The organism is Mycolicibacterium arcueilense, from assembly GCF_058536225.1.
In genome coordinates, this window is record NZ_JBZTYL010000007.1 from 1685668 (window position 1) to 1707444 (window position 21777).

Sequence of the window (21777 nt, forward strand, 5' to 3'; positions counted from 1 at the left end):
CCGATTCAGCCGGCGACGCGGTACCGGCTGGAGATCGCGATGCGGTTGAAGGCATTCATCACGGTGGCCAGCCAGATGACCGCCGAGATCTGGTCAGCGGTGAGTGCGGAGGCAGCGGTGGCGTATTGCTCATCGCTGACGTGCGTACCCGATATCCGGGTGACCGCTTCGGCCAGAGCGAGAGCGGCGCGGTCGGTCTCGGAGAAGTAGCCGGTTTCTTCCCATGCGGGTAGCACGGCGATCCGATCCGGGCTCTCGCCCTTGGCGAGGGCGTCTCGGGTGTGCATACGCAGACAGAACGCGCACCCGTTGATCTGGGATGTGCGGATCTTGACCAGCTCGATGAGGAGCGGGTCGAGGCCGGCGTCTGCCGCGCATTGCTCCACCTCTCCCGACAGAGCGAACATCGCCTTGTAGGCGGCCGGATGCTGGGTGCCGACGTTGACGCGCGGTGAGCTCACCATTGATTCCTTCGATTCGTCGGTGCGGGACTGCTACTGGTGGTCATCGACCTTGAGGCGGTCTCCGGTGTTGGAGACGAAGACAACCAGTAGTTTGGCCGGATCCGTGTCGCTGGCGTTCTCGGTGACGGGGTGGTGGGCACCCGGTTGCTCGACCCAGTTCTCGCCGGCGCGGTAGGTGGTCACCGGGTTGTCGTCGACCGCACTGCGCACGGATCCCTCGAGGACGTAGGCGTACACGAAGGCCTCGCCGTGGCGGTGTGGCACGGCGCGGGCCCCGGGCGGGAAGCTGACGACCGTCGAGGTGAACGTCTTTCCCGGCACGTTCGGAAGGGCCTGCTCGATCAACGGGGTCAGGGTCTCCGAAGAGGCTTCCGATGTGGCAGCAGGTGTCGGTGTCGTGGTGGGGGCCGCCTGGCTCGCAGACGTGCACGCCGTGGCGCCGGTCAGGGCGGCGACGGCCAGAATCCCTCCCGCGATACGCATTCCCGTCATGTTCTGCTCCTTGTCAGTCTTCGGTCACCTGGATGATCGTCTTGCCGGGGATGCGCTTGCCTGGCGCGAACGCGTCCGCTGCCTCGGCCAACGGCCGCACGGCACCGACGACCGGGGTGAGTCGTCCGTCCCGCACTCGCGCGATGAGGTCGGCCAACCGGACCCGATCGGGTTCGACGACGAAGAAGACCGCCCGTCCGTCCTCGGGGCGGACTTCTGGTGGTTCGGCGATGGTGACGAGGGTGCCTCCGGCCCGCACCAGAGCGGCTGAGCGGGCGAGAATGTCTCCGCCGATCACATCGAACACCACATCGACTTCGCCTGCCTCCTCCAGCTTTTCAGCGGCAAGGTCGACGAAGGTGTGGGCACCGAGCGCCAGCGCCCGGTCCCGGTCCGCCGCGCGGCCGGTACCGATGACGTGTGCGCCTACCTCACGAGCGAGCTGCACCGCGATGGACCCGACTCCACCCGCGGCGCCGTGGATCAGCACCGTCTGCCCGGTGGCGAGCCGGCCGTGGTCGAACAGGCCCTGCCACGCGGTCAATCCGGATATCGGCAGTGCGGCAGCCACCACGTGGTCGACATCTGCCGGCAGCGGCGCCAGGTTACGGGCTTCTACCGCAACGTATTCCGCGAGCGTGCCGTTGCGGGTCCAGTCGGCGAGCCCGAACACCCGCTGACCGACGGTCAAACCCGTTGTACCGAACCCCAACTCGGCCACGACACCCGAAAGCTCGTGTCCGGGCACGCTGGGGGTTCGGTCGCGGCCGGCCCGATCGGTCCAGGTGGCCGGCCAGTCGAGCTCTCCAGGTGTGAAGCCCGCGGCGTGCACCCGCACGATGACGTCGTTCTCGGCCGTGTGCGGGTGCGGTATGTCCGCCAGGGTCATTTCGGCGATACCGCCGTCACGGTCGGAAACGGTGATGGCTTGCATCACGAGTCCTTTCGGATCGTTGTCCACTCTCACCAGGGAGACGAGATAGCACCGCCAGATGTGACAGTCAGAGGTGAGCGAGTTTGTCCGGGTTGATGACCCGGCGGTAGGCGGTGATCAAACCGTCCGTGATCTGCACCGTGTCGACGGAGTACACGCCGTCCTGCTGATAGAACACCAGCGCGGGCTCGCCGCCGACCTCGATGAAATCGATGCGGTCGGGGCGCCACTGCCGCCCTACTCGCTCCATCACCATGGCGATACGCTCACCGCCGCGAATGGGCTTGCGGGCCGCCGAGACCTTGCCGCCGCCGTCGGTGACATAGACCGCACCCGGATGCAGAAGCCGGACCAGACTCGCCATATCACCGGCTTCGTAGGCGGCGCGGAAGGTTGTCAGCACCCTTCGGCGTTCGGCGTTCGACGCCTGCGGCGCGGACTGTTTCGCCTTGTCCACCCGCCGCCGCGCCCGCGAAGCCGACTGGCGGGCGGCAGCCGCGGACAACTCCAGCATTTCGGCGATCCGGTCGAACTCGATACCGAAAACGTCGTGCAGGACGAAGGCCACGCGCTCCGGCGGGCTCAGCTCGTCCATGATCAGCAGCATCGCCGAGCTGACCGACTCGTCGACGAGGACCGGCTCCGACGCGTCGGGCCCGGTCAGCAGCGGCTCGGGAAGCCACGGCCCGACGTAGGCTTCGCGGCGGGCCCGGGCACTCTTGAGGATGTCGTATGACAGCCGCGCGGAAACCGTGACCAGCCATGCCCGTAGATCCTTCACCTCGGCCAGATCTGCGCCCGTTGCCCGTAGCCACACCTCCTGGGCCACGTCCTCGGCATCGGCGACACTGCCCAGCAACCGGTACGCCACACCGAAGACCGCGGGTCGATGCGTCTCCCACTCGGCAGTGAGCGTGTCCTGCTGATCAGACATACCCGCTACCTTCGCAGATGCGACGTCGCCCGGGATCCCAGGGATTGAGATCGGGCTTGACTCATCATTCGAACTATTGTTCGATATTGGAATGCGCATCGGGCGGTTCCGCTTCCGATTCTGATGCGCGATGGACTGGGCAAGCGCCCACGGCGCGCGCCGATGCCGTACCCGAAACCGCGGCATCGGCGCACCCAGTCCTCATCGGGATCGACACTCATGGAATTACCTTGACATTTATATCGAACAATTGTTCGATGTCGGTATGCGGTGGGACGACCAGGCGCTGGACGCTGACGACGGTGCGCTGCCGGGTCTGCAGCGGCTGGGTTTCGTCCGCAGCGTGCGTACACCGCAGTTCGAGGGCATCACGTTTCATGAGGTGCTGTGCAAGTCGGCGCTGAACAAGGTGCCCGCGGCATCGATGCTGCCTTTCCGGTACACCGTCAACGGCTACCGCGGCTGCAGCCACGCCTGCCGGTACTGCTTCGCCCGTCCCACCCATGAGTATCTCGAGTTCGACAGCGGCTCAGACTTCGACACCCAGGTGGTGGTGAAGACCAACGTCGCCGAGGTGCTGGCCCGTGAGTTGCGGCGCCGGTCCTGGGCCCGCGAGACGGTTGCACTCGGTACCAATACCGACCCGTATCAGCGCGCCGAAGGCCGGTACGCCCTGATGCCGGGAATCATTGCAGCGCTGTCTGATTCAGGAACGCCGTTCTCCATACTGACCAAGGGCACGCTGCTTCGCCGCGACCTGCCGCAGGTCGCCGAGGCGTCGCGTCGCGTCGAGGTGAGCGTCGCGGTGTCGCTGGCCGTAGGTGATGCGGAACTGCACCGCACGGTCGAACCCGGAACGCCTACGCCCGAAGCGAGGCTGGGCCTGATCACGGCGATACGCGACGCGGGGCTGCGGTGCCATGTGATGGTCGCACCGGTGCTGCCGTATCTCACAGATTCGGCTGACCAACTCGACGCTTTGCTCAGTCGCATCGCCGCGGCAGGGGCCAGCGGCGTGACCGTGTTCGGTCTGCATCTGAGGGGGACGACACGCGGCTGGTTCATGTCCTGGTTGCAGCGCGAACATCCGGAACTGCTCGCCGATTACCAACGGTTGTACCGGCGCGGCGCCTATCTGCCACCGGACTATCGCGACATGCTTCGTGCCCGGGTGAAACCCCTGGTGGCCCGGCACGGATTGACGGGGCCGGCACCCGCCGCCCGCGTCGGTGCCGTGCGCGAACCCGCAGTGCCGATGCAACCGGCACTCTTCTAGCGGGCGAGGCCGCGCACGAAGTCGGCGACCGCCGTCCCGATCTCGTCGGGGCTGTCCTCCTGAACGAAATGCGTACCGGCAACAGTTACTTCGGTCTGATTCGGCCAGGTCCGGGCGAACTCGCGGACCCGGCCCCGCATGATGGCGCCGGGTTGGGAGCGGAAGCCCTGAAACACCTCCCGTACCGGGTCGGGCCAGTCTGCCCACGTCACCGGCATCACGTTGCGCCACAAGTACGACGACGTGGGGTTGCCGTGCTGGAACACGATGGCTGACGCGGCGGTGCCGTCACCCTCGTCGATGTAAGCCATACGACTGCCGTTGATCTGGTTGACCTTGTGCCTAGTGCTCCAGCGCCTTGGCACAGTTGGCGAGGATGGCGCGGAAGTTCCACGGCAGCAGTCGTGAGCTGACGGCCTCCATCGCTTTACCGCCGGCGCGGGCGGGGTGGGTGTAGCTGGTCGTCCAGTCGATATGCGTCCCGCCGTCGCGGGGTGTGAAAGTCAGTGTGCCGCCGTCGTGGTCGAACGGTGGGAATGACCCGATGATCAGATACGAGTAACTGTTCGGGCGGTCGTAGGCGGTGATCTCTTCCCGGAACCACATGCCGGCTCCGGTCACCGCGCGTACGGCCCCCACGGCGGGTCCCGACGATCCCGCTGTCCAGCCCGATCGGAGTACCAGCGGTGCGGTGGCCAGTGCCGCGGGGTCGGCCATCCAGTCGAAGACCTGCTCTGGCGGCGCTGCGATCACTCGTTCCAAGTGAATGGTCGGCATCGGGCCCCCCTGCGTTGTCTGGTCCCCACCGTACGCGGCACACCTGTCGGTACGTCCGCGCCTCAGCGCCGAAGGGCACTCAGCTCTTGTTGCGTTTGACCTGGTTGAACGGCACGCCGCGGTCGGCCGCGAGTTCGCGCGGGAAGCCGAGGATCCGCTCGCCGATGACGTTGCGCGCCATCTCCGAACTGCCGCCGCCCAGCGACCCGGTCTGCCGGGACAGGTAGCGCACTCCGATCTCCATCAGCCCGGCCAACTCCGGTGCATCGTCAGAACCCTCGTCGACGACGCCGGCCGTACCGGCGATGGCCAGCGCGGTGTCCACCTCGAGTTCGGTGGTCTCGGCATGGAACAGCCGGATCAACGTGCCCGCATTCGGTGGCAGCGAGCCGTTTCCGATCGCCTTGCCGACGTGATCGATGAGCTGCTTCTTGACGATGCGCCGCACGAGCGCGCGCCCCGCCAGGTCCTGCACCCGGGCGTCGTCGCCCTGTCCGGTGGCCTCGGCCAGCCCGACGTGGTCCGGCGGCATCTCGTTCGCGTTCTCGGCCCCGGTCCCACTGGCGAACTCGGAACCGCCACCGACCGCGCGACGTTCGTGGTGCAGCTGACGCGAGGCGACGGTCCAGCCGTCGTTGACGTCGCCGACCACGGCGTCTGCCGGCAGCTCGAGATTGTCGAAGAACTCCTCACAGAATTCTTCGTTGCCGTTCACTTCGGTGATGCGCCGCATCGTGATACCCGGCGCGTTGAGCGGCACCAGGAACATGGTCAGGCCCTCGTGTTTGGGCACGGTCCAGTCGGTGCGGGCCAGCATCAACCCGTAGTCGGCGGCAAATGCGCTGGTGCTCCAGGTCTTGGCGCCGTTGATGATCCAGGTATCACCCTTGAGCTCGGCTCGGGTGATCACGCCGGCGAGATCCGACCCGCCACTGGGTTCGGACAGCAGCTGACACAGGACCTCATCGCCACGGATTGCGGCCGAGATGCGCTCACGTTTCTGGTCTTCGCTGCCCATGTCGAGAATGGTTGCGCCGCAGATGGTGAACGACGGGGTGTTGAGGATCAACGGCATCTCGTAGTTCCGGCATTCGTCGTTGAATGCGTTCTGGTATGCGTAATCGAGCCCAAGGCCGCCGTACTCGCGCGGGAAGCAGATGCCGGCGAAGCCGCCTTCGTAGAGGCGCTTCTGCAGTTCCTTTGCCCGCTCCCACGATTCGGTTTCGGCCCGCACTGCGAACGGGGGGTTGCCGGGATCGATGGGCGGCATGTTCTCGGCCAGCCAGGTCCGGGCGCGCAACGCGAACTGCTCGACGGACTCTGTTGTTGCTGTGGTGCTCACGGTGTCGGTCATGCCCCGATCTCCTCGGCTGCGTGGGTCTTGCGGCTCAACGCGTACACGGCACGGTGGTGGTCTTCGGGTGAACCGTAGAGCGCCCGGTAGAGCGCAACCCGCCGCAGGTACAGGTGCAGATCATGCTCCCAGGTCACCCCGATGCCGCCGTGCAACTGCACGCAGTCCTGCAGCATCACGGGAGCGCGTTCGGCCACATAGGCTTTCGCGACGCTGACGAGCTTCGATGCTTCGGGGGAGCGTTCGGCCACGGCCGCCACGGCTCCGGTGGTGGTGGCGCGCGCTGCTTCGAACCACATCTTCATGTCGGCGGCGCGATGTTTGAGAGCCTGATACGACGCCAGTGGACGGCCGAAGCTGTGCCGGTCGGTGAGCCACTGGTTGGTCATCGTCAGTACCGCGTCGAGGATTCCGACGATCTCGGCGCACTGCAGCACCAGGGCGACCTGGCGCTGGCGTTCGATGATGGCCGGGGTCTCCTCGGCAGTCCCCACCACGGCGGACGCGTCGATCTCGACGCCATCGAATTGCACTCGGGCATAACGCTTGACCAGGTCCACCGACTTCTGGGGGCTGACAGTCACGCCGGCCGCGTCGGTCGGCACCAGGAACTGCCTGATCTGCCCGTCGCAGGCGGCAACCACCAGAACCGTGTCGGCCTGGTCGCCGGCTTCGACTCGGTCCTTGACACCGTCGATGCGGTAGCCCGACTCGGTACGGGTGACCGTGGTGCCGACGCCGGTGGCGGATTGAAGGGCTCCGAACGGCCGCTTGGGTTCGTAGGCCGCCCACGATGCCACGGTCTCGCCGGCAACCAGTGATTCGATGAGTTCCTCGTGTCCGTCCGGTGATTCGACGAGGCCGGCCAGCACGATACTGATCGGATGCAGCGGACCGGGAGCCACGGTGTGGCCGGCCTGCTCGGCAAGCAACGCCAGGTCGGCCACACCGTCTCCCGACGGACTCCCGCCGCCCAGTTCCTCGGGCACCAGCAGGCTGGCCCAACCCAATTCGGCTGCGCGCCCCCACCATCCGGTGTCGAAGGCGATGCCCTCGGCATGGAGTTCACGCACGCGGCTCAGCGGCACCTCCTTCTCCAGGAAGGCCTGTGCGGTGGAGGTGAACAGCATCTGTTCGGGATTTGCCACATCTGTCATGTAGTCGGCCCAGCTTCGTAGGTGTGGAGGGACTGGATCAGTTCAGTACGAGTGCGGGAACATCGGGTCGGTATACCTTCTTGTTCTCGACCTTGAACAGGTCGACCAGGTTGCCGCCCATGACCTTTCGGACGCCCTCGTCGTCGAGGCCGTGTGCAACCAGATCATCGACCAGGTTGATCGGATCGGCCAGGCCCTCGGGGTGCGGCCAGTCGGATCCGAAGATGATGCGGTCGATGCCGCACAGGTCGGCCATCTTCTTGAAGTCGTCCTCCCAGAACGGGGCGACGTACACGCAGCGCTTGAACGCCTCGATCGGATCCTCGGGGAACTCCTGCGGCATCTTCGAGTAGACGTCTTTGAATTGGTAGAACAGGTACGGCACCCACGAGGCGCCGTTCTCCACCGACAGGATTCGCAGGTCCGGATTGCGGGTCAGTGCGCCGTGGCAGACCAGCGCGGCCATGGTGTCCTCGATCGGACGCTTGCCCATCGCCACCATCCGGAACGACGTCGGCTTGAACGGGAGGAACTCGTCGGCCGGCTCCCAGTCGTTGAGGTACTGCGCGTACCCGCTGTCCGAAGCGTGCATGCACACCGGGATGCCCGCTTTCACGCAGGCGTCCCAAAACGGGTCGAACTCCGGAAGGCCCATCGAGCGGCTACCGCGGTAACCGGGTACCGGCGCCGGGCGGACCAGCACGGTCTTGGCGCCGCGTTCCAGGCACCACTCGAGTTCTTCGAGGGCGCGGTCGACGACGCCGAGGTTGATGACCGGCGTCGAGAAGATGCGGTCGGAGTAGTTGAACTGCCAGGTCTCGTACATCCACTCGTTCAGCGCGTGAATGATGTCGAGGATCAGGTCGGGGTCGTCCTTGAGGCGCTCCTCGACCAGGCTGGCAAGGGTCGGGAACATGATCGTGTAGTCCAGGCCCAGGCTGTCCAGGACCTCAAGGCGCGCTTCGGGGTTGCGGAAGGCGGGGATGGCCTTCATCGGCTTGCCCATCACCTCGCGATAGCTCTTGCCGCCGCTGCCGTGCCGGAAGTACTCCTCCTGGGCGCCCGGCCGCGCGACCACCTCGAACGTGGGGTTGGGGATGTAATCGCTGATCTGGTTGCGCACCACGATCTTCGTGCGGCCGTGCACATCGATGTAGTCGATGACGCCCTTGCGATTGTCGGGCAGGAACTGGGTGAGCGCCTCTTTGGGCTCGTAGAAGTGATTGTCGGCGTCGAACACCGGGTAGGGAAGCTCGCGTGAGGGCATGTTCGCCTCCTGGAAGAGTGTGATTTCCGAAACTGGTAATGACGTTACCACGGGATCATCGACGCCGACGAGCCCATTCGGGCGATCGCTCAATGGATGGGAAAGTTGCTGGTCAGCCAGGGTGCTGAGGGGTCAGCAGGCCGCGTACACAGAACTCGTAGATGTGCTCACCGTCGATCGGCGCGCCGTTGAGTTCGACTCCCAGTGAACGCAGCCGCATCGCGCCCAGGACCGACTGCATGATCAGGGCGGCGGTGCTCTGAACGTCGATGTCGGACCGGAATGCCCCCGAATCCATTCCGCGCCGCAGGATGTCGCCGATGAGCTCGTGCAGTGGGGCCAGTACCCGCGCATATTCACGCGGCAGCGACTCGGCGAGATGGTCGTTGTAGAAGGTCAGGCCGCGGTTGATGCTGTCCTGGGTGCTCGACGACGCCGGGACGGTGATGCGCTCGATCAGCGACCGGAGTGCGTCGGGGCCGGCCAGCCCGTCGGTGTCGCCGCGCCAGCGCAGCGTGGACTCCGCCATGATCTTGTCGATGAGGGCCAGCAGCAGCTCATCCTTAGTGGAAAAATGCTGGTAGAAGGATCGCAACGAGGTCTTGGAGCGTTCCACCACCTCCAGCACCGTGAAGTCGGTGCGTCCGGTTTCGCCCAGGATCGCCAACGCCGATTTCATGAACCGGCGGGCCCGGTCCGCCTGTGCCTCGGCGCGCGCGCCTTCGGGCGGTCGTCCGGCCAGCCTAGCCATTGCGCCATCACCTCCGTCATGCTGCACTTGCGAGAATGACGTTACCGTTTCTGTAGAAGCAATAGGCAGGTTGCGATTGAGCGAGTGGTCTCTGTTCCTACCCCAGGTACGGCTGGCTGTCGACGACGTCGTCGAACGTGCCCAGGTGGCCGAGGCCAGCGGCTTCGACGGCATTGCCTTCATCGACCATCTGGAAGCTCCCGGTGCCACTCACCAAAACATCTGGGAGGCAATGACTGTCGCGACCTGGGTGGCGGCGCGCACCGAACGGCTGCGGATCGGCCATCTGGTGTTGTGCGATGCATTCCGTCATCCGTCGGTGTTGGCCAAGCAGGCCGTGACACTGTCAGAGGCCAGTGGCGGGCGCTTCGAACTCGGTCTCGGATCCGGGTCCTGGCCCCAGGAGTTCGAGCGGTTCGACATCGAAAGCGGTGACGCGGCAGCACGGGTTCGCAGGCTGGGCGAGAATCTGGACCTGCTGCACCAGTATTGGGGCGATGGTGAGCGTGGGCAGGCCCCGCGTCCGTCCCATCCAATTCCGTTGGTGCTGGGCGGAACCGGCAAGCGCATGATGGAACTGGTACGGACCCACGCCGACTGGTGGAACATTCCGTCGCATCAGCTCGATCGGCTGCCCGCGTTGCTACCGACAGTGGGCTCGGCACGAGCCTCCCTGCAACAGATGGTCGGCTTCGTCGGCCGCGGCGCCGATCGCACGGCAGTGACCGAACGCAGCACCCGGCTGTTCGGGCACCTCGGCGACGGCCTGGTGTGCGGCGACGCCGCCGAACTCGCCGCCCACTTCGCCGATCTGTCCGCGCAGGGCGTCGAACGCTTCTACGTGTGGTTCGCCGATTTCGCCGCACCCCACACCATTTCGGAATTCGCCGAGACAGTCATCAACGCGTGAAAGAGAGGAAGTCATGACCGCAGAATCCGAGGCACCCCAAGAGGTCGAACCGACGCAGTGGACGCTGCAGATGCTGCTGGACCTGTTCGATGCCGAACCCGCGGGGGAGAACCGTTTCACCGTCCAGACCGGCATCGCCGGTGTCGACGAGCGTCAGGTGGTCGAAGGCACCCAGATCGTGGGCGCCGCGATCGTCGCGGCGGCGAAACGCTTTCCGGACAAGTCGGTTCGGTCGGCACATGCGGTGTTTGCCCGGGCCGTGATGGTGGGCCCACCGGTCGAGCTCGACGTCGATGTGATCAGCGAAGGCCGGTCGACAGCCACCGCGGTGATCGCGGCGTCACAGAACGGCAAGCGCTGCATCACCATCACGGTGTTCACCGATGTGCCCTCCGGTGATGTCATCCGCCATCATCTGCCGCGGCCCGAGGTCGCCGGCCCGGCGGACTCGAACCTTTCTCACATGCCGATGATCGGACGCGAACTGCGTCTGGTCGACGTCGTCGACGTCAACAGCCCCGACGAGGTCGGCCCGCCCGAGCTGTACGCCTGGCTGCACTACGACCCCGTCCCGGCCCGCGATGACCTGGCCAAGGCGCTGATCGCATATTTCACGGGGCACCTGGGCATTTCGACCACGATGCGGGCGCACGAGGGTATCGGTACCGCGCAGGCCCACCTCACGGTCTCGACCGCGCCGATGACGGTCACGGTGAGTTTCCACGAGCCGGTCCGGTGGGACGGGTGGCTGCTCTACAGCCACGAGAGCACCCAGGTCGGCGCGGGAATGTCGTATGTGCGCGGCGCGGTGCACACCGAGCAAGGCGAACTCATCGCCTCGTTCAGCCAGGACGCGCTGATCCGTCCGCTGCGTACCACCGATACCAGCATCTCCGAGCACTCGCGGCTGTAGGACCGGCACCGCCGCTCAGATCTTCAGATACCCCTTGTCTGCCGGGATCTGGGCGGCGGTGACCAACGACGACGCATCGCTGGCCAGCCACAGCACGATGTCCGAGATGTCGTCGGGCGCGATGAGTGAATCCGTGGGCAACGCGCCGGGGGAGAAGCTGTGGATGTAGTTCGGATGGTCCTGCAGCACCTTGTACATCGATACGTCGTTACCCATCGGGGTGTCGGTGCCGTAGGGGTGGATCGAATTCGCCCGGATCCCGAACTCGCCCAGCTCGATGGCCAGTGAATTGGTGAGCCCGACGACACCGAACTTGCTGGCGCAGTAGTGCGCACAGCCGGGTACCGCCTTGATGCCGGCCGCAGAACTGATCGTGATGATCGAACCGCCGTTGCCCGCCTCGATCATCGCCGGCACCACCGCCTGGACCGTGTTGAACACCCCGGTGAGGTTGACGTCGATGGCGTCCTGCCACTGCTGCGCCGGAATCTCCCACAGCCGGCCCCAATTGAGCACACCGGCATTGGCCACGACGACGTCGAGCCTGCCGAACTGTTCGACCGCATCGGCCACCAGTCGCTTCTGGCCCTCGGCATCACGCACGTCGACCTCACGGGCCAGGACCTTGCGCCCCTCGCCCTCGACGAGGGCCACGGTCTCTGCGAGATCCTCCGGGGTGGCTGCGGCGTAACCGTTCTGGGCGGCGACGGGTGCGCAGGCGTCGAGTGCGACGATGTCGGCTCCGGCTCGAGCCAGTCGCACGCAGTGCGAGCGACCCTGGCCGCGCGCGGCGCCCGTGACGTAGGCGACCCGCCCGGCGAGTGAGGCGTTGGCCGTCGGCTCCTCGCGCAAGCGCTCGTCGGAAGTCATGCGGGTTGCTCCTCGGGTAGTGCGGTGACGCGGACATTGGTGAACTGGTAGTCGGACAGGGGGGACTGGCGGGCAAACTGCCGGGAGCCGGTGATCGTCTGCGGCCGGTAATACGGAGTCTCGTACTGGGAGTTGACGAAATAGCTGTTCAGGCCCGATGTCGCGGTGTAGTACAGGTGCGCAACCCGGCCGTCGCGACGCATCCGCTCGTTCCACAGGTTGAACGCGTCCTGGCTGACGGTGGCGACCTGTGCACCGCGGTGCCGGGTCTCGTCGATGATCCGCACGGCGTGTGCGGCGACAGTCTCGACATAGTCAAGCCAGGCGAATCCGACGAAGCCGAGCGGGCCGACGATCTCCCAGCGGTTGGGCAGCCGTGGGTGGGCCGTGCCGGCGTAGGTGTGCAGACCGTGCGCGCGGTAGTACTGGGCGAGGTCGAAACCGTTGGGACCCAGGATGGTGTCCGGTCGGTAGGTTTCCGGGTCGATCCACAGTTCGTAGCCGGTGGCCAGCACCAGCAGGTCGGCCGGATGATCGACGCCGTCGGTGGTGCGGATCCCGGTCGCGGTGATCCGGTCGATCGGCGTGGTGATCAGGTTGGTGCTGGGGTTGTTCAGTGCCGGCAGGAATGCACTGGAGATCACCGGCCGTTTGGCCAGGATGCCGTAGTGTGGCACCAGTTTTCGGCGGGTGGCCGCGTCGTCGACGACCGCACGCAGCAGCAACCTGTACAGCAGCCGGGACCAGCCATCGTAGAGCGGCATCAGGCGGCGTAGCCAGTTGTCCGGCAGTCGGGAGAAGACGTGGACGATGGGTGCCACCATGAAGATGTCCATCGCCAGCCGACCGACTGTGTTCACCGCCGGAACGACGCCGGGCAAGCGCATCAGTCGGCGCATCCACGGAGAGAAGTCGAAGTCGACTTTTGGTAGCACCCAGGCCGGGGTGCGTTGGTAGACATCGAGATTGGCGGCTGCCGCGGACAGGGCGGCGGTGATCTGGACTCCTGAGGAACCGGTGCCGATCACGGCGATGCGCTTGCCCCTGGTGTCGTAGCTGTCGTCCCAGGCGTTGGGACGCAGGATCGTTCCGGTGAAGTCGTCCACACCCTCGATGTCGACGGTGTGCTTGGCATTGACATAGCCGCCGACCGAACTGACCACGAAACGCGCCGTCACGGGTGCCTCGTCGCGGATCTGCAGTCGCCACAGACCGAGTTCGTCGTCCCACTGCTGGCGGATCACCTCACAGTTGGGCCGTAGGTGCTGGTAGAGCCCGAGGTCCGCTGCCGTGTCCTGCAGGTAACGATGGATTTCCGGGCCGGGTGCGAAGAACCTGCTCCAGTTCGGATTCGGGGCGAACGACAGCTGGTACCACAGGGTGGGGATGTCGACTGCGAGTCCGGGGTAGTGGTTGTCGCGCCAGGTTCCGCCGAAGTCGTCGCCCCGCTCGATGATGACGAAGTTGTGGATACCCTTCTGTTGCAACAGGTGCGCGGTGGCGATGCCGCCGGGCCCGGCGCCGATGACGGCGACTTCGTAGTCGGGTTGGGTCATTGTTGCCTTCCGGTGAGGCCGACGACGATGTGGTCGGACACGAATCGTTTGACCGCTCGCGGACTGTCGAGGTTCACCCCGATGGGCGGGAGCAGTTCGAAGCTGAGTAGCAGGCGCACGATCCATTCGCCGGCCCGTGCCGGGGCGACGCCGGGTCCGACCTCTCCGCGTTCCTGGGCCGCGCGGACGAACGGTTTCCACAGGTCGATCGAACGTTGCATCAGATCGTCGCCGGTGTTGCGCAGCAACAGCACCACGACGCTTTCGTTGATGCCGCGTTGCGGGACCGACTCGGAGTTCTGCCGGTGGGCGCAGATGACAACGGCCGCGGCGGCGACCTGGTCGGCCAAGCCTTCGTGGCGGCCGGCCTCGGCGGCGATGGTCTCTATGAAGGCGCCGGCCAGGTGGTCGAGCGCGATCTTGATCGCATTGTCTCGGCTGCCGAAGGCGTTGTGGACGGTGCCGCGGGAGACGCCCGCGTGTTCGGCGACTGCGGTGAGACTGAATTGCCTTGGGCCCAAAAGCCTGAGCGTCGCAGCGGTCGCGGCGAGCAGTGCGGGTGACACCGCCCGGTCCGTATCGCGCATTTGAACAGATTAACGAGATCTGTTCAATGTGGTCAGCGTTTGGCCAGATCAGTCGCGGCGGCATCCAGCACGTCGTTGAACACCCTGGTCAGCATCGGTCGACCGATCCAACGGGTCAGCGTTTCGCCGATGAGTGGGAACTTCACCCGGAACGTCGTGGTCCACACGACGTGGGTGCCGGCGTCCACCGCGGTGAAGCTCACCCGTCCGTGCCGGTGCTCCGAGGGTGGGAAGCTGCGTTCGACCGAGTAGTCGAAGTAGTGCGGCGCGTCGTACGCGGTGATGCGTTCCCGGAACCAGCCGATCGTCCAGAGCAGGATGCGTACCGCTCCTTGTCCATATGGGGCCTGCCGGCCGGGTTCGGCCAGCCGCTGTCGAAGTACCAACGGAGAACGCGTGAAATTGGCTGCGTTGCTCATGAACTCGAACACCTCATCCTGCGGTGCTCCGATGAAACGTTCGACGGTGACGGTCTGCATCAGTTCTCCTGCTGTCTGGTCAGGCTGCGGGTGGTGGCGGTGTCGCGGAGCTTGTCGGGATTGCGCATCGCGTAGAGCGCAGTGATGAGTCCGTCGGTCAGCTCGATGAGCAGGATCGAGTCCAGCGCTCCGTCCCGGAGGAACGACACGGCGGGCATCGAGTTGTAACTTCCGAACGAGATGTCGAACTCGGCCATCGCGCCCTGGGCAAGCCCGGCCATGAAGTGCGCGACGCGTTGTGGCCCGACCACCGGACGACGGGCAGCCGATACCTGTCCGCCGCCGTCGGACAGCGCCACGATGTCGGGGGCCATCACCGCGACGAGGCCATCGATGTCACCGGTGTGCGCGGCCCGCAGGAACCGGGTGACCGTGGTCCGTGCCAGCTGGTTGTCCGGCGTGAAGCGGCGTCTGCGGGCCTGTACGTGTTCGCGTGCGCGGTGGGCGATTTGGCGCACGGCAGTGTCGGACTTTCCCACCACGGGCGCGATCTCGGGATAGGTGTAGCCGAACACCTCGTGCAAGACGAACACCACGCGTTCGTCGGGGCTGAGCGTCTCCAGGACAAGCAGCATTGCCATGGATACGGACTCGGCGAGGACGGCGTCCTCGCCCACGTCGGGCTCGGTCTGGATCGGCTCGGGTAGCCAATTGCCGACGTAGTCCTCGCGTCGGCGCTTGCTGGTGCGCAGCGCATTGAGGGCCTGCCGTGTCACGACCTGTACGAGATATGCGTGCGGATGTGTCACGTCGCCTGCCGTGATCCAGCGCAGGTAGCTTTCCTGCACCACATCTTCGGCGTCTGCGGCGCTACCCAGAATCTCGTAGGCCAGTGTGAAGAGCAGCGGGCGGTACCCCGCGAATACCTCGGTGGCGTTCAGATGATCCCCCTGTGCCGTTGGTCGTCACACTCTCAGACACCGCTGGGGCTCCGAACCGTGACAGCCTTTGGCTGTGAACCACATCACATCCCGGCGACGTCGTGTGCGTGGTGGACGATGTCGTGCAGGTGATAGATCGCGATCGTCGCGATGGTGAACTCGCTGCCATTGCTGCGCAACCCGCGGCGCGACCAGGCGTCGGCCGGCACGCGGTCATAGGTGTCGGCGACCACCCCGGCCGCTTCGAACAGCTCGGTCGCGACGTTCCCCGGATCCTGCGACCCATAATCGTCGGCGATCGCGGTGGCGTCCTGATCCCAGTTCGGGAACTGAGGATCCTGCTCGGTCAACATCAACTGCACTCGGTGCTCGAAGACCCGGTGCACGTCGCGGATGTGGCAGCCGTATTCCAGGATCGACCAGCGGTCCGGACGGATCCGCACAGCGACCCCGGTGCCGTGCAGTCGGGGCACCCACAGTGCGGCATCGTCGCGGATCATGGCGGCGACCTCGCTGGGTTGGACCGATGCCGGGTCGAACCCGCACTCCGTGCAGACGCGAGACAGCACCCAGGTCCAGTCCTTGGTGTCGGGCTCCAGGGCTTCCATGCCACCAGTGTTGTCGCCGGTCAGCCGGCTGACAACGCCGATCTGAGGACGTCGAGCGGCAGCCCGCCCAGATCGAGTGCGCGGCTGTGGAATTCCCGCAGAGATGATCCCCGGCGCAAGGCCTCGTCGCGGAGTTCGTGCCAGATCCGTTGCCCGATGGCGTACGACGGAGCCTGGCCCGGCCAGCCGAGGTAGCGGTCGAGCTCGAAGCGCAGGTTCTCCTCGGCCATGGCCGAATGCGAGGTCAGGAAGTTCCAGGCCCGCTCGGCATCCCACACCTCACCGTCGGGAGCGGTGAGGCCGCAGTGCACGCCGATGTCGAGCACCACCCGAGCCGCTCGGAACCGTTGTGCATCAAGCATTCCCATACGGTCGCCGGCATCGTCGAGCCAGCCCAGCTCGGCCATCAACCGCTCGGCGTACAACGCCCAGCCCTCACCGTGGCCCGACACCCAGCAGCCAAGCCGGCGCCACCGGTTGAGCCGATCGGCCAGCGCCACCGCGCGGCCGATCTGCAGATGATGGCCGGGAACACCTTCATGGAACACCGTGGTGGTTTCCTGCCAGGTGTGGAACCGCTCGACGCCCGGTGGAACCGACCACCACATGCGTCCTGGCCGCGACCAGTCCTCCGACGGCCCGGTGTAGTAGATGCCGCCGGTCTGGGTCGGGGCGATCCGGCACTCGAGTGTGCGAAGCGGCCCGTCGATGTCGAAGTGGGTGCCGGCCAGCGACTGGACCGCGCGGTCGGACAGATCCTGCATCCAGGCCTGCAGCGCATCGGTGCCGGCGATGACGTAGCGCGGTTCGTCGTCCAACCGGCGCAGCGTCTCGGCCACGGTGGCCCCGGGGTAGAGCTGCTGGGCGATCGATTCCTGTTCGGCCACAACGGCATCGAGCAGGCCCAAGCCCCATTCGTAGGCCTCGTCGAGGTCGACGGCAGTACCCAGGAACTGCCGTGACATCAGCCGGTAGGTGTCGCGCCCGCAGGCATCGGACTGGCGCGCATGCGGCGCGATGTCCTCCCGCAGCACGTCGCCCAGCCGCCGGTAGGCGTCGGCCGCGGCTTCGGTGAGCTGCCGTAGCTGCCCCTGTAATCGCCGGTTCTCCGGTACCGCGCCGGTGGCCATCTCGGCGAACAACTGGGCGATCTGCCGGGCCTGGGTGACCCCTCGGGTGACCTGGCGAAGGGCCGGGCCGTGACTGCTGCGGGTCGCGGCACGAAGGGCGTCCGCGTAGCCGGCAGCACGATCGGGCACCTTCGCCAACCTCGCAGCGATCAGCGCCCAGTCGTCCTCGGTGTCGGTGGCCATCAGGTCGAACACGTCGCGCATGGTTTGCAGCGGCGAGGCGATGACGTTGAGTTCACCGAGGTCCAGGCCGGCGTCGTGCACGTCGACGGCCGCGCCGAGGCGCTCGCGCAGCGCGGCCACGGTGACCACGTCGACATCATCGGCGGGCTCCAGCCCGTCGAGTTCCCGCAGCGTTGCGCGGGCAGCTTCGGCGCGGGCTGCCACTCCCTGCGGGGAGTAGTCGGTCATCTCATCGTCGTGACCGGTGATGCCCAGTTCCGTTGCGGCGCACGGATCAAGCTGCGCATAGGTATCGAGGTAGCGCTCGGCTACCGCGTCGACGGCTGTGGCGGCCCTAGCCAAGGTTGTTCGCGGCGAAGGTGTCGCACTTGTTCGGATCGCCGGTCTGGTAGCCGATGGTGAACCACTTCTGTCGCTGCTCGGAAGAACCGTGGGTCCACGCTTCGGGGTTGACCCGGCCGGTAGCCTGCTTCTGGATGCGGTCGTCGCCGACGGAGGAGGCCGCGGACAGGGCGTCGGTGATGTCCTTGTCGCTCAGTGGCTGCAGGAACGGCACATCGGTGCCCTCCTGCCGGGTGATCGACGCGTAATGCGCCCAGACGCCGGCGTAGCAGTCGGCCTGCAGTTCGGTGCGCACGCCCGCACCGGTGGCGCCCTCGGGGTCCCGCTGGGCCCGACCGAGAACGCCCAGCAGGTCCTGCACGTGGTGGCCGAACTCGTGGGCGACGACGTACTCCTGTGCGAGGGGCCCTCCGCTGGAACCGAACTGATCGACGAGCACCTGGAAGAAGTCGGTGTCGAAGTACGCCGTCTTGTCGACGGGGCAGTAGAACGGGCCGACGTCACTGGTGGCCGGACCGCACCCGGTCTGGACCTGCCCCTTGAACAGTCGGACGTGCGGACGGGTGTATCCCTTCAGCAGCTGGGACCACACGCCGTCGACGGAGTTGCCGGTGGCGACCACCCGGCATTCGACCTTGCTGTTGGCGTCGGCGCCGGTCTTGCACTGGCTGAGGTCGAACCCCTCACCCCCGGCGCTGCTGGTGTCTATCGGCTGCTGCTGTTGTGGCATCACGGTGCCCGGGTCGACACCCAGGAACATCGCGAGCACAACGATCAACAGACCACCGAGACCTCCACCGATCGCGATGCCACGGCCGGGGCCGCGGCCACCGCCGGAACTGGAGGTGGTGCTCGTGTCGATCTGCATACCCTCGTTGAAGGTCATCCCGTCACTCCATCGCATTCGCCGGTAGGTGCGTGCTCAACAGCCCGTTAAGCTTTTCACACTACGATTCAGACGTGTCCGTCGTTGCGGAACATTCGACCATTGCCCACACCTCGCTGGGGCGGCTACGCGGTACCCGTGAAGGCGGGGTCAGCGTGTGGCGAGGTGTCGAGTACGCCCAGCAGCCCATCGGCGCACTGCGTTTCCTGGCACCTCGGCCGGTGGTGCCCTGGACCGGAGTGCGTGACGCCGTGGAGCACGGCCCGTTGCCGCCACAAGGCCGTTCGTTCGTCGGGGGCGGTCGCGACGACCCCAAGGTGCGTGACGAGGCTTGCCTGACCGTCACCGTCTGGTCCCCGGACACGGGCGGCTCGTTGCCGGTGATGGTGTGGATCCCCGGCGGCGCCTTTGTCTACGGTGCGGGCCAGTTGCAGCTGTACAACGGCTCGCGGCTGGCCGAGAACGGCAACGTGGTGGTCGTCAACGTGACCTATCGGCTCGGCGTGTTCGGCGGATTCGAACTCGGTGACCTCGGTGAGGGATTCGACGACAATCTGTGCCTGAGGGACCAGATCGCCGCACTGCAATGGGTGCGCGACAACATCGCCGCATTCGGCGGCGATCCCCGGCAGGTGACGGTGTTCGGTGAATCGGCCGGTGCCACATCGGTGTTGGCGCTGCTGGCCAGCCCGGTGGCCGACGGGTTGTTCGACCGGGCGATCGCGCAGAGTCCGGCGTTACCGCTGATCGCCGACCGGGAAGACCGGGCCCGTCAGTCGCGCCGCTTCATGCAACTGCTCGGAGTGGGGGCCGAGCAGCTCAAAGTGCTGCCACAGCGGCAACTGCGCCGGGCCGCGGGGCAACTGCAGCTCGAGAGTGCCCAGCAGACACCGACGTTGGCCTACGGGCTGACCCACGGTGTCGATCTACTGCCGTTGCATCCGACCGAGGCGGCGCGCGCGGGTGCGGTGTCCGCGGTGCCGTTGATCATCGGCACCAACAGCCACGAGGCGTCGATGTTCGCCTGGGGTAAGCCGCCGATGCTGCCGACCACGCTGGCAGGGGTCGAGGACTATCTGCGGCGCCACGGCCCGGACGACCGCGATCGGGTGCTGGCCGCGTATCCCGGTTTTCCGCGCCGCCGGGCGCTGATCGCATTTGGCTCCGACGTCATGTTCGGTGCACCGACCTGGGCGTTCGCCGATGCCTACAGTGCACACGCGCCGACTCACGTATACCGGTTCGACCACACCACGTGGACGCTCAAGGTGCTGGGACTTGGCGCCACCCACGGCAGCGAGATCGTGCACATCCAGCACAGCTACGGGTCATATCTGGGTCGCAAGCTGCACCCGCTGGGTCGCCGGGTGCAGCCGTCGGTCGGTCGGCGGATGCAACGTACCTGGCTGGACTTCGCCCGGGCCGAGGTCGCCGACTGGCCGGAGTACGACACCGACCGCCGGTTGACCCGGGTGATCCGGTCCACGCGTGACGAGACCGTGGCCGATCCCGACGCGGTGCGACGCCAGGTGTGGGACGGGCTCGGTTAGCGGCCTACTTGCCGTAGCGCTCGTCGGTATACCGGCGGAGGTTGTGCAGGAAGCGCTGGAACAGCCACGCCATCACCGGCTGGCCCATGGTCATCCCGAGCCGGCCGGCCAGGCCGCTGGGCTTCATGGCCATCACCCAGGTCAGGTGGCAGCCGTCGGCCGTCTCCACCACGCGGTAGTCCTCGGCGAAGGCCGAGATCGCGTTTGAGGTGCTGGTGTTGAACCGGAAAGCCATGTGGGAGAAGGGTTCCCAGGCCAGGAATTCCTCATCTCCGGTGATGTGCCCGCGCATCGTGACGGTGCGGGTGGTGCCGACGCCGCGGGGTTCTGGGCTGGTCCATTCCACATTGGTGATCACGGTGGCCCAGTGCGGCCATGAGGACGCGTCGCTGAGCACCTCGAACAGTTGCTCGGGAGTGATGGCGAGGTCGACGGTGCTGACGAAGCGGAACGGCGCACGGTCGATGAAGTCCAACTCGACGCGTTCGCACTGGTAGGTCCGGGCCATGGGTAGACACCCTAGGGGAGAGTGTCTACTGGCGGGTCAGCCCGGCCCGTCGCCGGCCGCCGCCAGCAGCGGGACCACCACGTCACTGATCGGGGTGGGCAGGCCGTGCGCGGCCGCCTTGCGGACGATGACGCCGTTGCGGACATCCCACTCCAGCGGTCGGCCGGCCTGGTGGTCGGTCAGCATCGAGGTGGTCAGGTCCTCGGGCGCGGCGGCCAACATGGAGACGATCTCGTCGACGACCTCGTCACCCAGGCCGGCGCCGTCGGCCCGGGCCACGGCCAGGCATTCGGTCAGATAGCGCCGCGCCAGCGCGGCCACGTCGTCCCGGCGGAACATGCCCGCCCGCCGGTCGGCCAGCACCATGAACCCCACCACGGCATTGACCAGCAGCTTGCGCCAGGCAGCGCTGCGGAAATCGGGATCGTGTTCGACGGTGATCGCGGTGTCGCGCACTGCCTCGGCGACGACCTCGGCCGCCGGAGTGTCGGGCAGCACCAACCGGGCCTCGCTGCGCAACCGCACCCAACCGCCGGATTGTGTCTCCGAGGAGATCCACACCGCCGCGGGCACCACGTGGGACTTGTCGGTGTGCCGGCTGATCCCGCTCACGCGCTCGACCTGTTCCACGCCGTTCTGCAGCGCGCACACCACGGTCTTCTCGTCGCACAGCCGGTCCAGCCACGCTGCAGCCTGGGCGTTCTGGGTGTCCTTGACGGCAAGAAAGACCACGTCCAGTGGGCCCTCCACACTGTCGGGATCGGTGTGCACCGGCCCAGGTACCCGGATGGGGTCCCCATCGTCGGGCCGGACTTCGATGCCGTCGCGCGGGGTCCGGCCGCACAGCAGGACCGCCCGGCCCGCGGCATGCAGCAGGGCGGCGACGGTGGACCCGATGGCCCCCGGTCCGATAACTGCGATGGGGGAGGTCATGTCGCCAAGTTACCGTCGCAGGCCACTCTCTAGAC

General features: G+C 66.5%; 24 protein-coding genes. 4 read left to right on the forward strand and 20 right to left on the reverse strand.

The features are described 5' to 3' along the window. Positions 1-5: 5 nt before the first annotated feature. The 4 genes from AC4LGL_RS12505 to sigJ all read right to left on the reverse strand — a co-directional run bounded on the left by AC4LGL_RS12505 (position 6) and on the right by sigJ (position 2824). Entirely contained in the window at positions 6-407 is a 402-nt protein-coding gene (locus AC4LGL_RS12505) for a carboxymuconolactone decarboxylase family protein (protein ID WP_491839351.1), read from the reverse strand. Positions 408-494: 87 nt separating this feature from the next. Then, positions 495-956 carry a cupin domain-containing protein gene (locus tag AC4LGL_RS12510; RefSeq protein WP_491838958.1) on the reverse strand — a complete coding sequence of 154 codons (462 nt, stop codon included), beginning with the start codon at positions 954-956 and terminating at the stop codon, positions 495-497. A gap of 13 nt (positions 957-969) precedes the next feature. Next, positions 970-1890: an NADP-dependent oxidoreductase gene (locus AC4LGL_RS12515; RefSeq protein ID WP_491838959.1), complete on the reverse strand. Its 921-nt coding sequence runs from the start codon at positions 1888-1890 to the stop codon at positions 970-972. Positions 1891-1957: 67 nt separating this feature from the next. Further along, positions 1958-2824, reverse strand: coding sequence for an RNA polymerase sigma factor SigJ (sigJ, locus tag AC4LGL_RS12520; RefSeq protein WP_491838960.1), 867 nt, complete (start codon positions 2822-2824; stop codon positions 1958-1960). Positions 2825-3089: 265 nt separating this feature from the next. Between sigJ and AC4LGL_RS12525 the strand changes: the two genes are divergently transcribed. After that, positions 3090-4100, forward strand: a complete 1011-nt coding sequence (locus AC4LGL_RS12525; protein WP_491838961.1) for an Rv2578c family radical SAM protein — start codon at positions 3090-3092, stop codon at positions 4098-4100. On the opposite strand, the gene AC4LGL_RS12530 is transcribed toward AC4LGL_RS12525, so the two are convergent. From AC4LGL_RS12530 to AC4LGL_RS12555, 6 genes are all read right to left on the reverse strand, one after another. After that, positions 4097-4411: a hypothetical protein gene (locus AC4LGL_RS12530; RefSeq protein ID WP_491838962.1), complete on the reverse strand. Its 315-nt coding sequence runs from the start codon at positions 4409-4411 to the stop codon at positions 4097-4099. The two genes, AC4LGL_RS12525 and AC4LGL_RS12530, sit on opposite strands and share 4 nt — an antisense overlap. 31 nt (positions 4412-4442) lie before the next feature. Then, a complete protein-coding gene (locus tag AC4LGL_RS12535; RefSeq protein WP_491838963.1) occupies positions 4443-4877 on the reverse strand; it encodes an SRPBCC family protein in 435 nt (144 codons plus the stop codon). 79 nt (positions 4878-4956) lie between these two features. Further along, positions 4957-6231 carry an acyl-CoA dehydrogenase family protein gene (locus tag AC4LGL_RS12540; RefSeq protein WP_491838964.1) on the reverse strand — a complete coding sequence of 425 codons (1275 nt, stop codon included), beginning with the start codon at positions 6229-6231 and terminating at the stop codon, positions 4957-4959. After that, positions 6228-7388 carry an acyl-CoA dehydrogenase family protein gene (locus tag AC4LGL_RS12545; RefSeq protein ID WP_491838965.1) on the reverse strand — a complete coding sequence of 387 codons (1161 nt, stop codon included), beginning with the start codon at positions 7386-7388 and terminating at the stop codon, positions 6228-6230. The genes AC4LGL_RS12540 and AC4LGL_RS12545 overlap by 4 nt, the downstream gene beginning before the upstream one ends. 37 nt (positions 7389-7425) lie before the next feature. Then, positions 7426-8655, reverse strand: coding sequence for an amidohydrolase family protein (locus AC4LGL_RS12550; RefSeq protein ID WP_491838966.1), 1230 nt, complete (start codon positions 8653-8655; stop codon positions 7426-7428). 112 nt (positions 8656-8767) lie between these two features. Beyond that, a complete protein-coding gene (locus tag AC4LGL_RS12555; RefSeq protein WP_491838967.1) occupies positions 8768-9406 on the reverse strand; it encodes a TetR/AcrR family transcriptional regulator in 639 nt (212 codons plus the stop codon). Positions 9407-9482: 76 nt separating this feature from the next. Here AC4LGL_RS12555 and AC4LGL_RS12560 point away from each other — a divergent pair, with 76 nt between their 5' ends. Further along, positions 9483-10316 carry an LLM class flavin-dependent oxidoreductase gene (locus AC4LGL_RS12560; RefSeq protein ID WP_491838968.1) on the forward strand — a complete coding sequence of 278 codons (834 nt, stop codon included), beginning with the start codon at positions 9483-9485 and terminating at the stop codon, positions 10314-10316. Between the two features lie 13 nt (positions 10317-10329). Continuing rightward, entirely contained in the window at positions 10330-11229 is a 900-nt protein-coding gene (locus tag AC4LGL_RS12565; protein WP_491838969.1) for an acyl-CoA thioesterase, read from the forward strand. Between the two features lie 15 nt (positions 11230-11244). Here AC4LGL_RS12565 and AC4LGL_RS12570 read toward each other — a convergent pair whose 3' ends face one another. The 8 genes from AC4LGL_RS12570 to ypfJ all read right to left on the reverse strand — a co-directional run bounded on the left by AC4LGL_RS12570 (position 11245) and on the right by ypfJ (position 18751). After that, positions 11245-12099: a mycofactocin-coupled SDR family oxidoreductase gene (locus AC4LGL_RS12570; RefSeq protein WP_491838970.1), complete on the reverse strand. Its 855-nt coding sequence runs from the start codon at positions 12097-12099 to the stop codon at positions 11245-11247. Beyond that, positions 12096-13655 (reverse strand): flavin-containing monooxygenase, encoded by a 1560-nt coding sequence (locus AC4LGL_RS12575; protein ID WP_491838971.1) that lies wholly within the window; start codon positions 13653-13655, stop codon positions 12096-12098. The genes AC4LGL_RS12570 and AC4LGL_RS12575 overlap by 4 nt, the downstream gene beginning before the upstream one ends. Beyond that, positions 13652-14242 carry a TetR/AcrR family transcriptional regulator gene (locus AC4LGL_RS12580; protein WP_491838972.1) on the reverse strand — a complete coding sequence of 197 codons (591 nt, stop codon included), beginning with the start codon at positions 14240-14242 and terminating at the stop codon, positions 13652-13654. Before AC4LGL_RS12580 ends, AC4LGL_RS12575 begins: the two co-directional genes overlap by 4 nt. 32 nt (positions 14243-14274) lie before the next feature. Next, entirely contained in the window at positions 14275-14721 is a 447-nt protein-coding gene (locus AC4LGL_RS12585) for an SRPBCC family protein (RefSeq protein WP_491838973.1), read from the reverse strand. Then, the gene (locus tag AC4LGL_RS12590) at positions 14721-15602 is read right to left on the reverse strand and encodes an RNA polymerase sigma-70 factor (RefSeq protein WP_491839352.1); all 882 of its coding nucleotides are present in this window, start codon (positions 15600-15602) and stop codon (positions 14721-14723) included. Before AC4LGL_RS12590 ends, AC4LGL_RS12585 begins: the two co-directional genes overlap by 1 nt. A gap of 83 nt (positions 15603-15685) precedes the next feature. Next, positions 15686-16210 (reverse strand): DinB family protein, encoded by a 525-nt coding sequence (locus AC4LGL_RS12595; protein WP_491838974.1) that lies wholly within the window; start codon positions 16208-16210, stop codon positions 15686-15688. A 20-nt stretch (positions 16211-16230) separates the two neighbouring features. Next, entirely contained in the window at positions 16231-17865 is a 1635-nt protein-coding gene (locus AC4LGL_RS12600; protein ID WP_491838975.1) for a DUF885 domain-containing protein, read from the reverse strand. Beyond that, positions 17858-18751, reverse strand: a complete 894-nt coding sequence (gene ypfJ, locus AC4LGL_RS12605) for a KPN_02809 family neutral zinc metallopeptidase (RefSeq protein WP_491838976.1) — start codon at positions 18749-18751, stop codon at positions 17858-17860. The genes AC4LGL_RS12600 and ypfJ overlap by 8 nt, the downstream gene beginning before the upstream one ends. Positions 18752-18825: 74 nt before the next feature. On the opposite strand from ypfJ, the gene AC4LGL_RS12610 reads away from it, so the two are divergent. Next, complete coding sequence (locus AC4LGL_RS12610) at positions 18826-20301, forward strand: carboxylesterase/lipase family protein (RefSeq protein ID WP_491838977.1); 1476 nt, start codon at positions 18826-18828, stop codon at positions 20299-20301. A 4-nt stretch (positions 20302-20305) separates the two neighbouring features. Here AC4LGL_RS12610 and AC4LGL_RS12615 read toward each other — a convergent pair whose 3' ends face one another. Both AC4LGL_RS12615 and AC4LGL_RS12620 read right to left on the reverse strand, forming a co-directional pair. Then, the gene (locus AC4LGL_RS12615; protein ID WP_491838978.1) at positions 20306-20809 is read right to left on the reverse strand and encodes an SRPBCC family protein; all 504 of its coding nucleotides are present in this window, start codon (positions 20807-20809) and stop codon (positions 20306-20308) included. A 36-nt stretch (positions 20810-20845) separates the two neighbouring features. Beyond that, on the reverse strand, positions 20846-21742 hold the full coding sequence (locus AC4LGL_RS12620) for an oxidoreductase (protein ID WP_491838979.1): 897 nt from the start codon (positions 21740-21742) through the stop codon (positions 20846-20848). Positions 21743-21777: the final 35 nt, after the last annotated feature.

Bases quoted from the DNA above. Each gene is read 5' to 3' on its own strand.
- AC4LGL_RS12505 (WP_491839351.1), bottom strand. From the start codon at position 407: ATGTTCGCTCTGTCGGGAGAGGTGGAGCAATGCGCGGCAGACGCCGGC.
- AC4LGL_RS12510 (WP_491838958.1), bottom strand. From the start codon at position 956: ATGACGGGAATGCGTATCGCGGGAGGGATTCTGGCCGTCGCCGCCCTG.
- AC4LGL_RS12515 (WP_491838959.1), bottom strand. From the start codon at position 1,890: ATGCAAGCCATCACCGTTTCCGACCGTGACGGCGGTATCGCCGAAATG.
- sigJ (WP_491838960.1), bottom strand. From the start codon at position 2,824: ATGTCTGATCAGCAGGACACGCTCACTGCCGAGTGGGAGACGCATCGA.
- AC4LGL_RS12525 (WP_491838961.1), top strand. From the start codon at position 3,090: ATGCGGTGGGACGACCAGGCGCTGGACGCTGACGACGGTGCGCTGCCG.
- AC4LGL_RS12530 (WP_491838962.1), bottom strand. From the start codon at position 4,411: ATGGCTTACATCGACGAGGGTGACGGCACCGCCGCGTCAGCCATCGTG.
- AC4LGL_RS12535 (WP_491838963.1), bottom strand. From the start codon at position 4,877: ATGCCGACCATTCACTTGGAACGAGTGATCGCAGCGCCGCCAGAGCAG.
- AC4LGL_RS12540 (WP_491838964.1), bottom strand. From the start codon at position 6,231: ATGACCGACACCGTGAGCACCACAGCAACAACAGAGTCCGTCGAGCAG.
- AC4LGL_RS12545 (WP_491838965.1), bottom strand. From the start codon at position 7,388: ATGACAGATGTGGCAAATCCCGAACAGATGCTGTTCACCTCCACCGCA.
- AC4LGL_RS12550 (WP_491838966.1), bottom strand. From the start codon at position 8,655: ATGCCCTCACGCGAGCTTCCCTACCCGGTGTTCGACGCCGACAATCAC.
- AC4LGL_RS12555 (WP_491838967.1), bottom strand. From the start codon at position 9,406: ATGGCTAGGCTGGCCGGACGACCGCCCGAAGGCGCGCGCGCCGAGGCA.
- AC4LGL_RS12565 (WP_491838969.1), top strand. From the start codon at position 10,330: ATGACCGCAGAATCCGAGGCACCCCAAGAGGTCGAACCGACGCAGTGG.
- AC4LGL_RS12570 (WP_491838970.1), bottom strand. From the start codon at position 12,099: ATGACTTCCGACGAGCGCTTGCGCGAGGAGCCGACGGCCAACGCCTCA.
- AC4LGL_RS12575 (WP_491838971.1), bottom strand. From the start codon at position 13,655: ATGACCCAACCCGACTACGAAGTCGCCGTCATCGGCGCCGGGCCCGGC.
- AC4LGL_RS12580 (WP_491838972.1), bottom strand. From the start codon at position 14,242: ATGCGCGATACGGACCGGGCGGTGTCACCCGCACTGCTCGCCGCGACC.
- AC4LGL_RS12585 (WP_491838973.1), bottom strand. From the start codon at position 14,721: ATGCAGACCGTCACCGTCGAACGTTTCATCGGAGCACCGCAGGATGAG.
- AC4LGL_RS12595 (WP_491838974.1), bottom strand. From the start codon at position 16,210: ATGGAAGCCCTGGAGCCCGACACCAAGGACTGGACCTGGGTGCTGTCT.
- ypfJ (WP_491838976.1), bottom strand. From the start codon at position 18,751: ATGACCTTCAACGAGGGTATGCAGATCGACACGAGCACCACCTCCAGT.
- AC4LGL_RS12615 (WP_491838978.1), bottom strand. From the start codon at position 20,809: ATGGCCCGGACCTACCAGTGCGAACGCGTCGAGTTGGACTTCATCGAC.
- AC4LGL_RS12620 (WP_491838979.1), bottom strand. From the start codon at position 21,742: ATGACCTCCCCCATCGCAGTTATCGGACCGGGGGCCATCGGGTCCACC.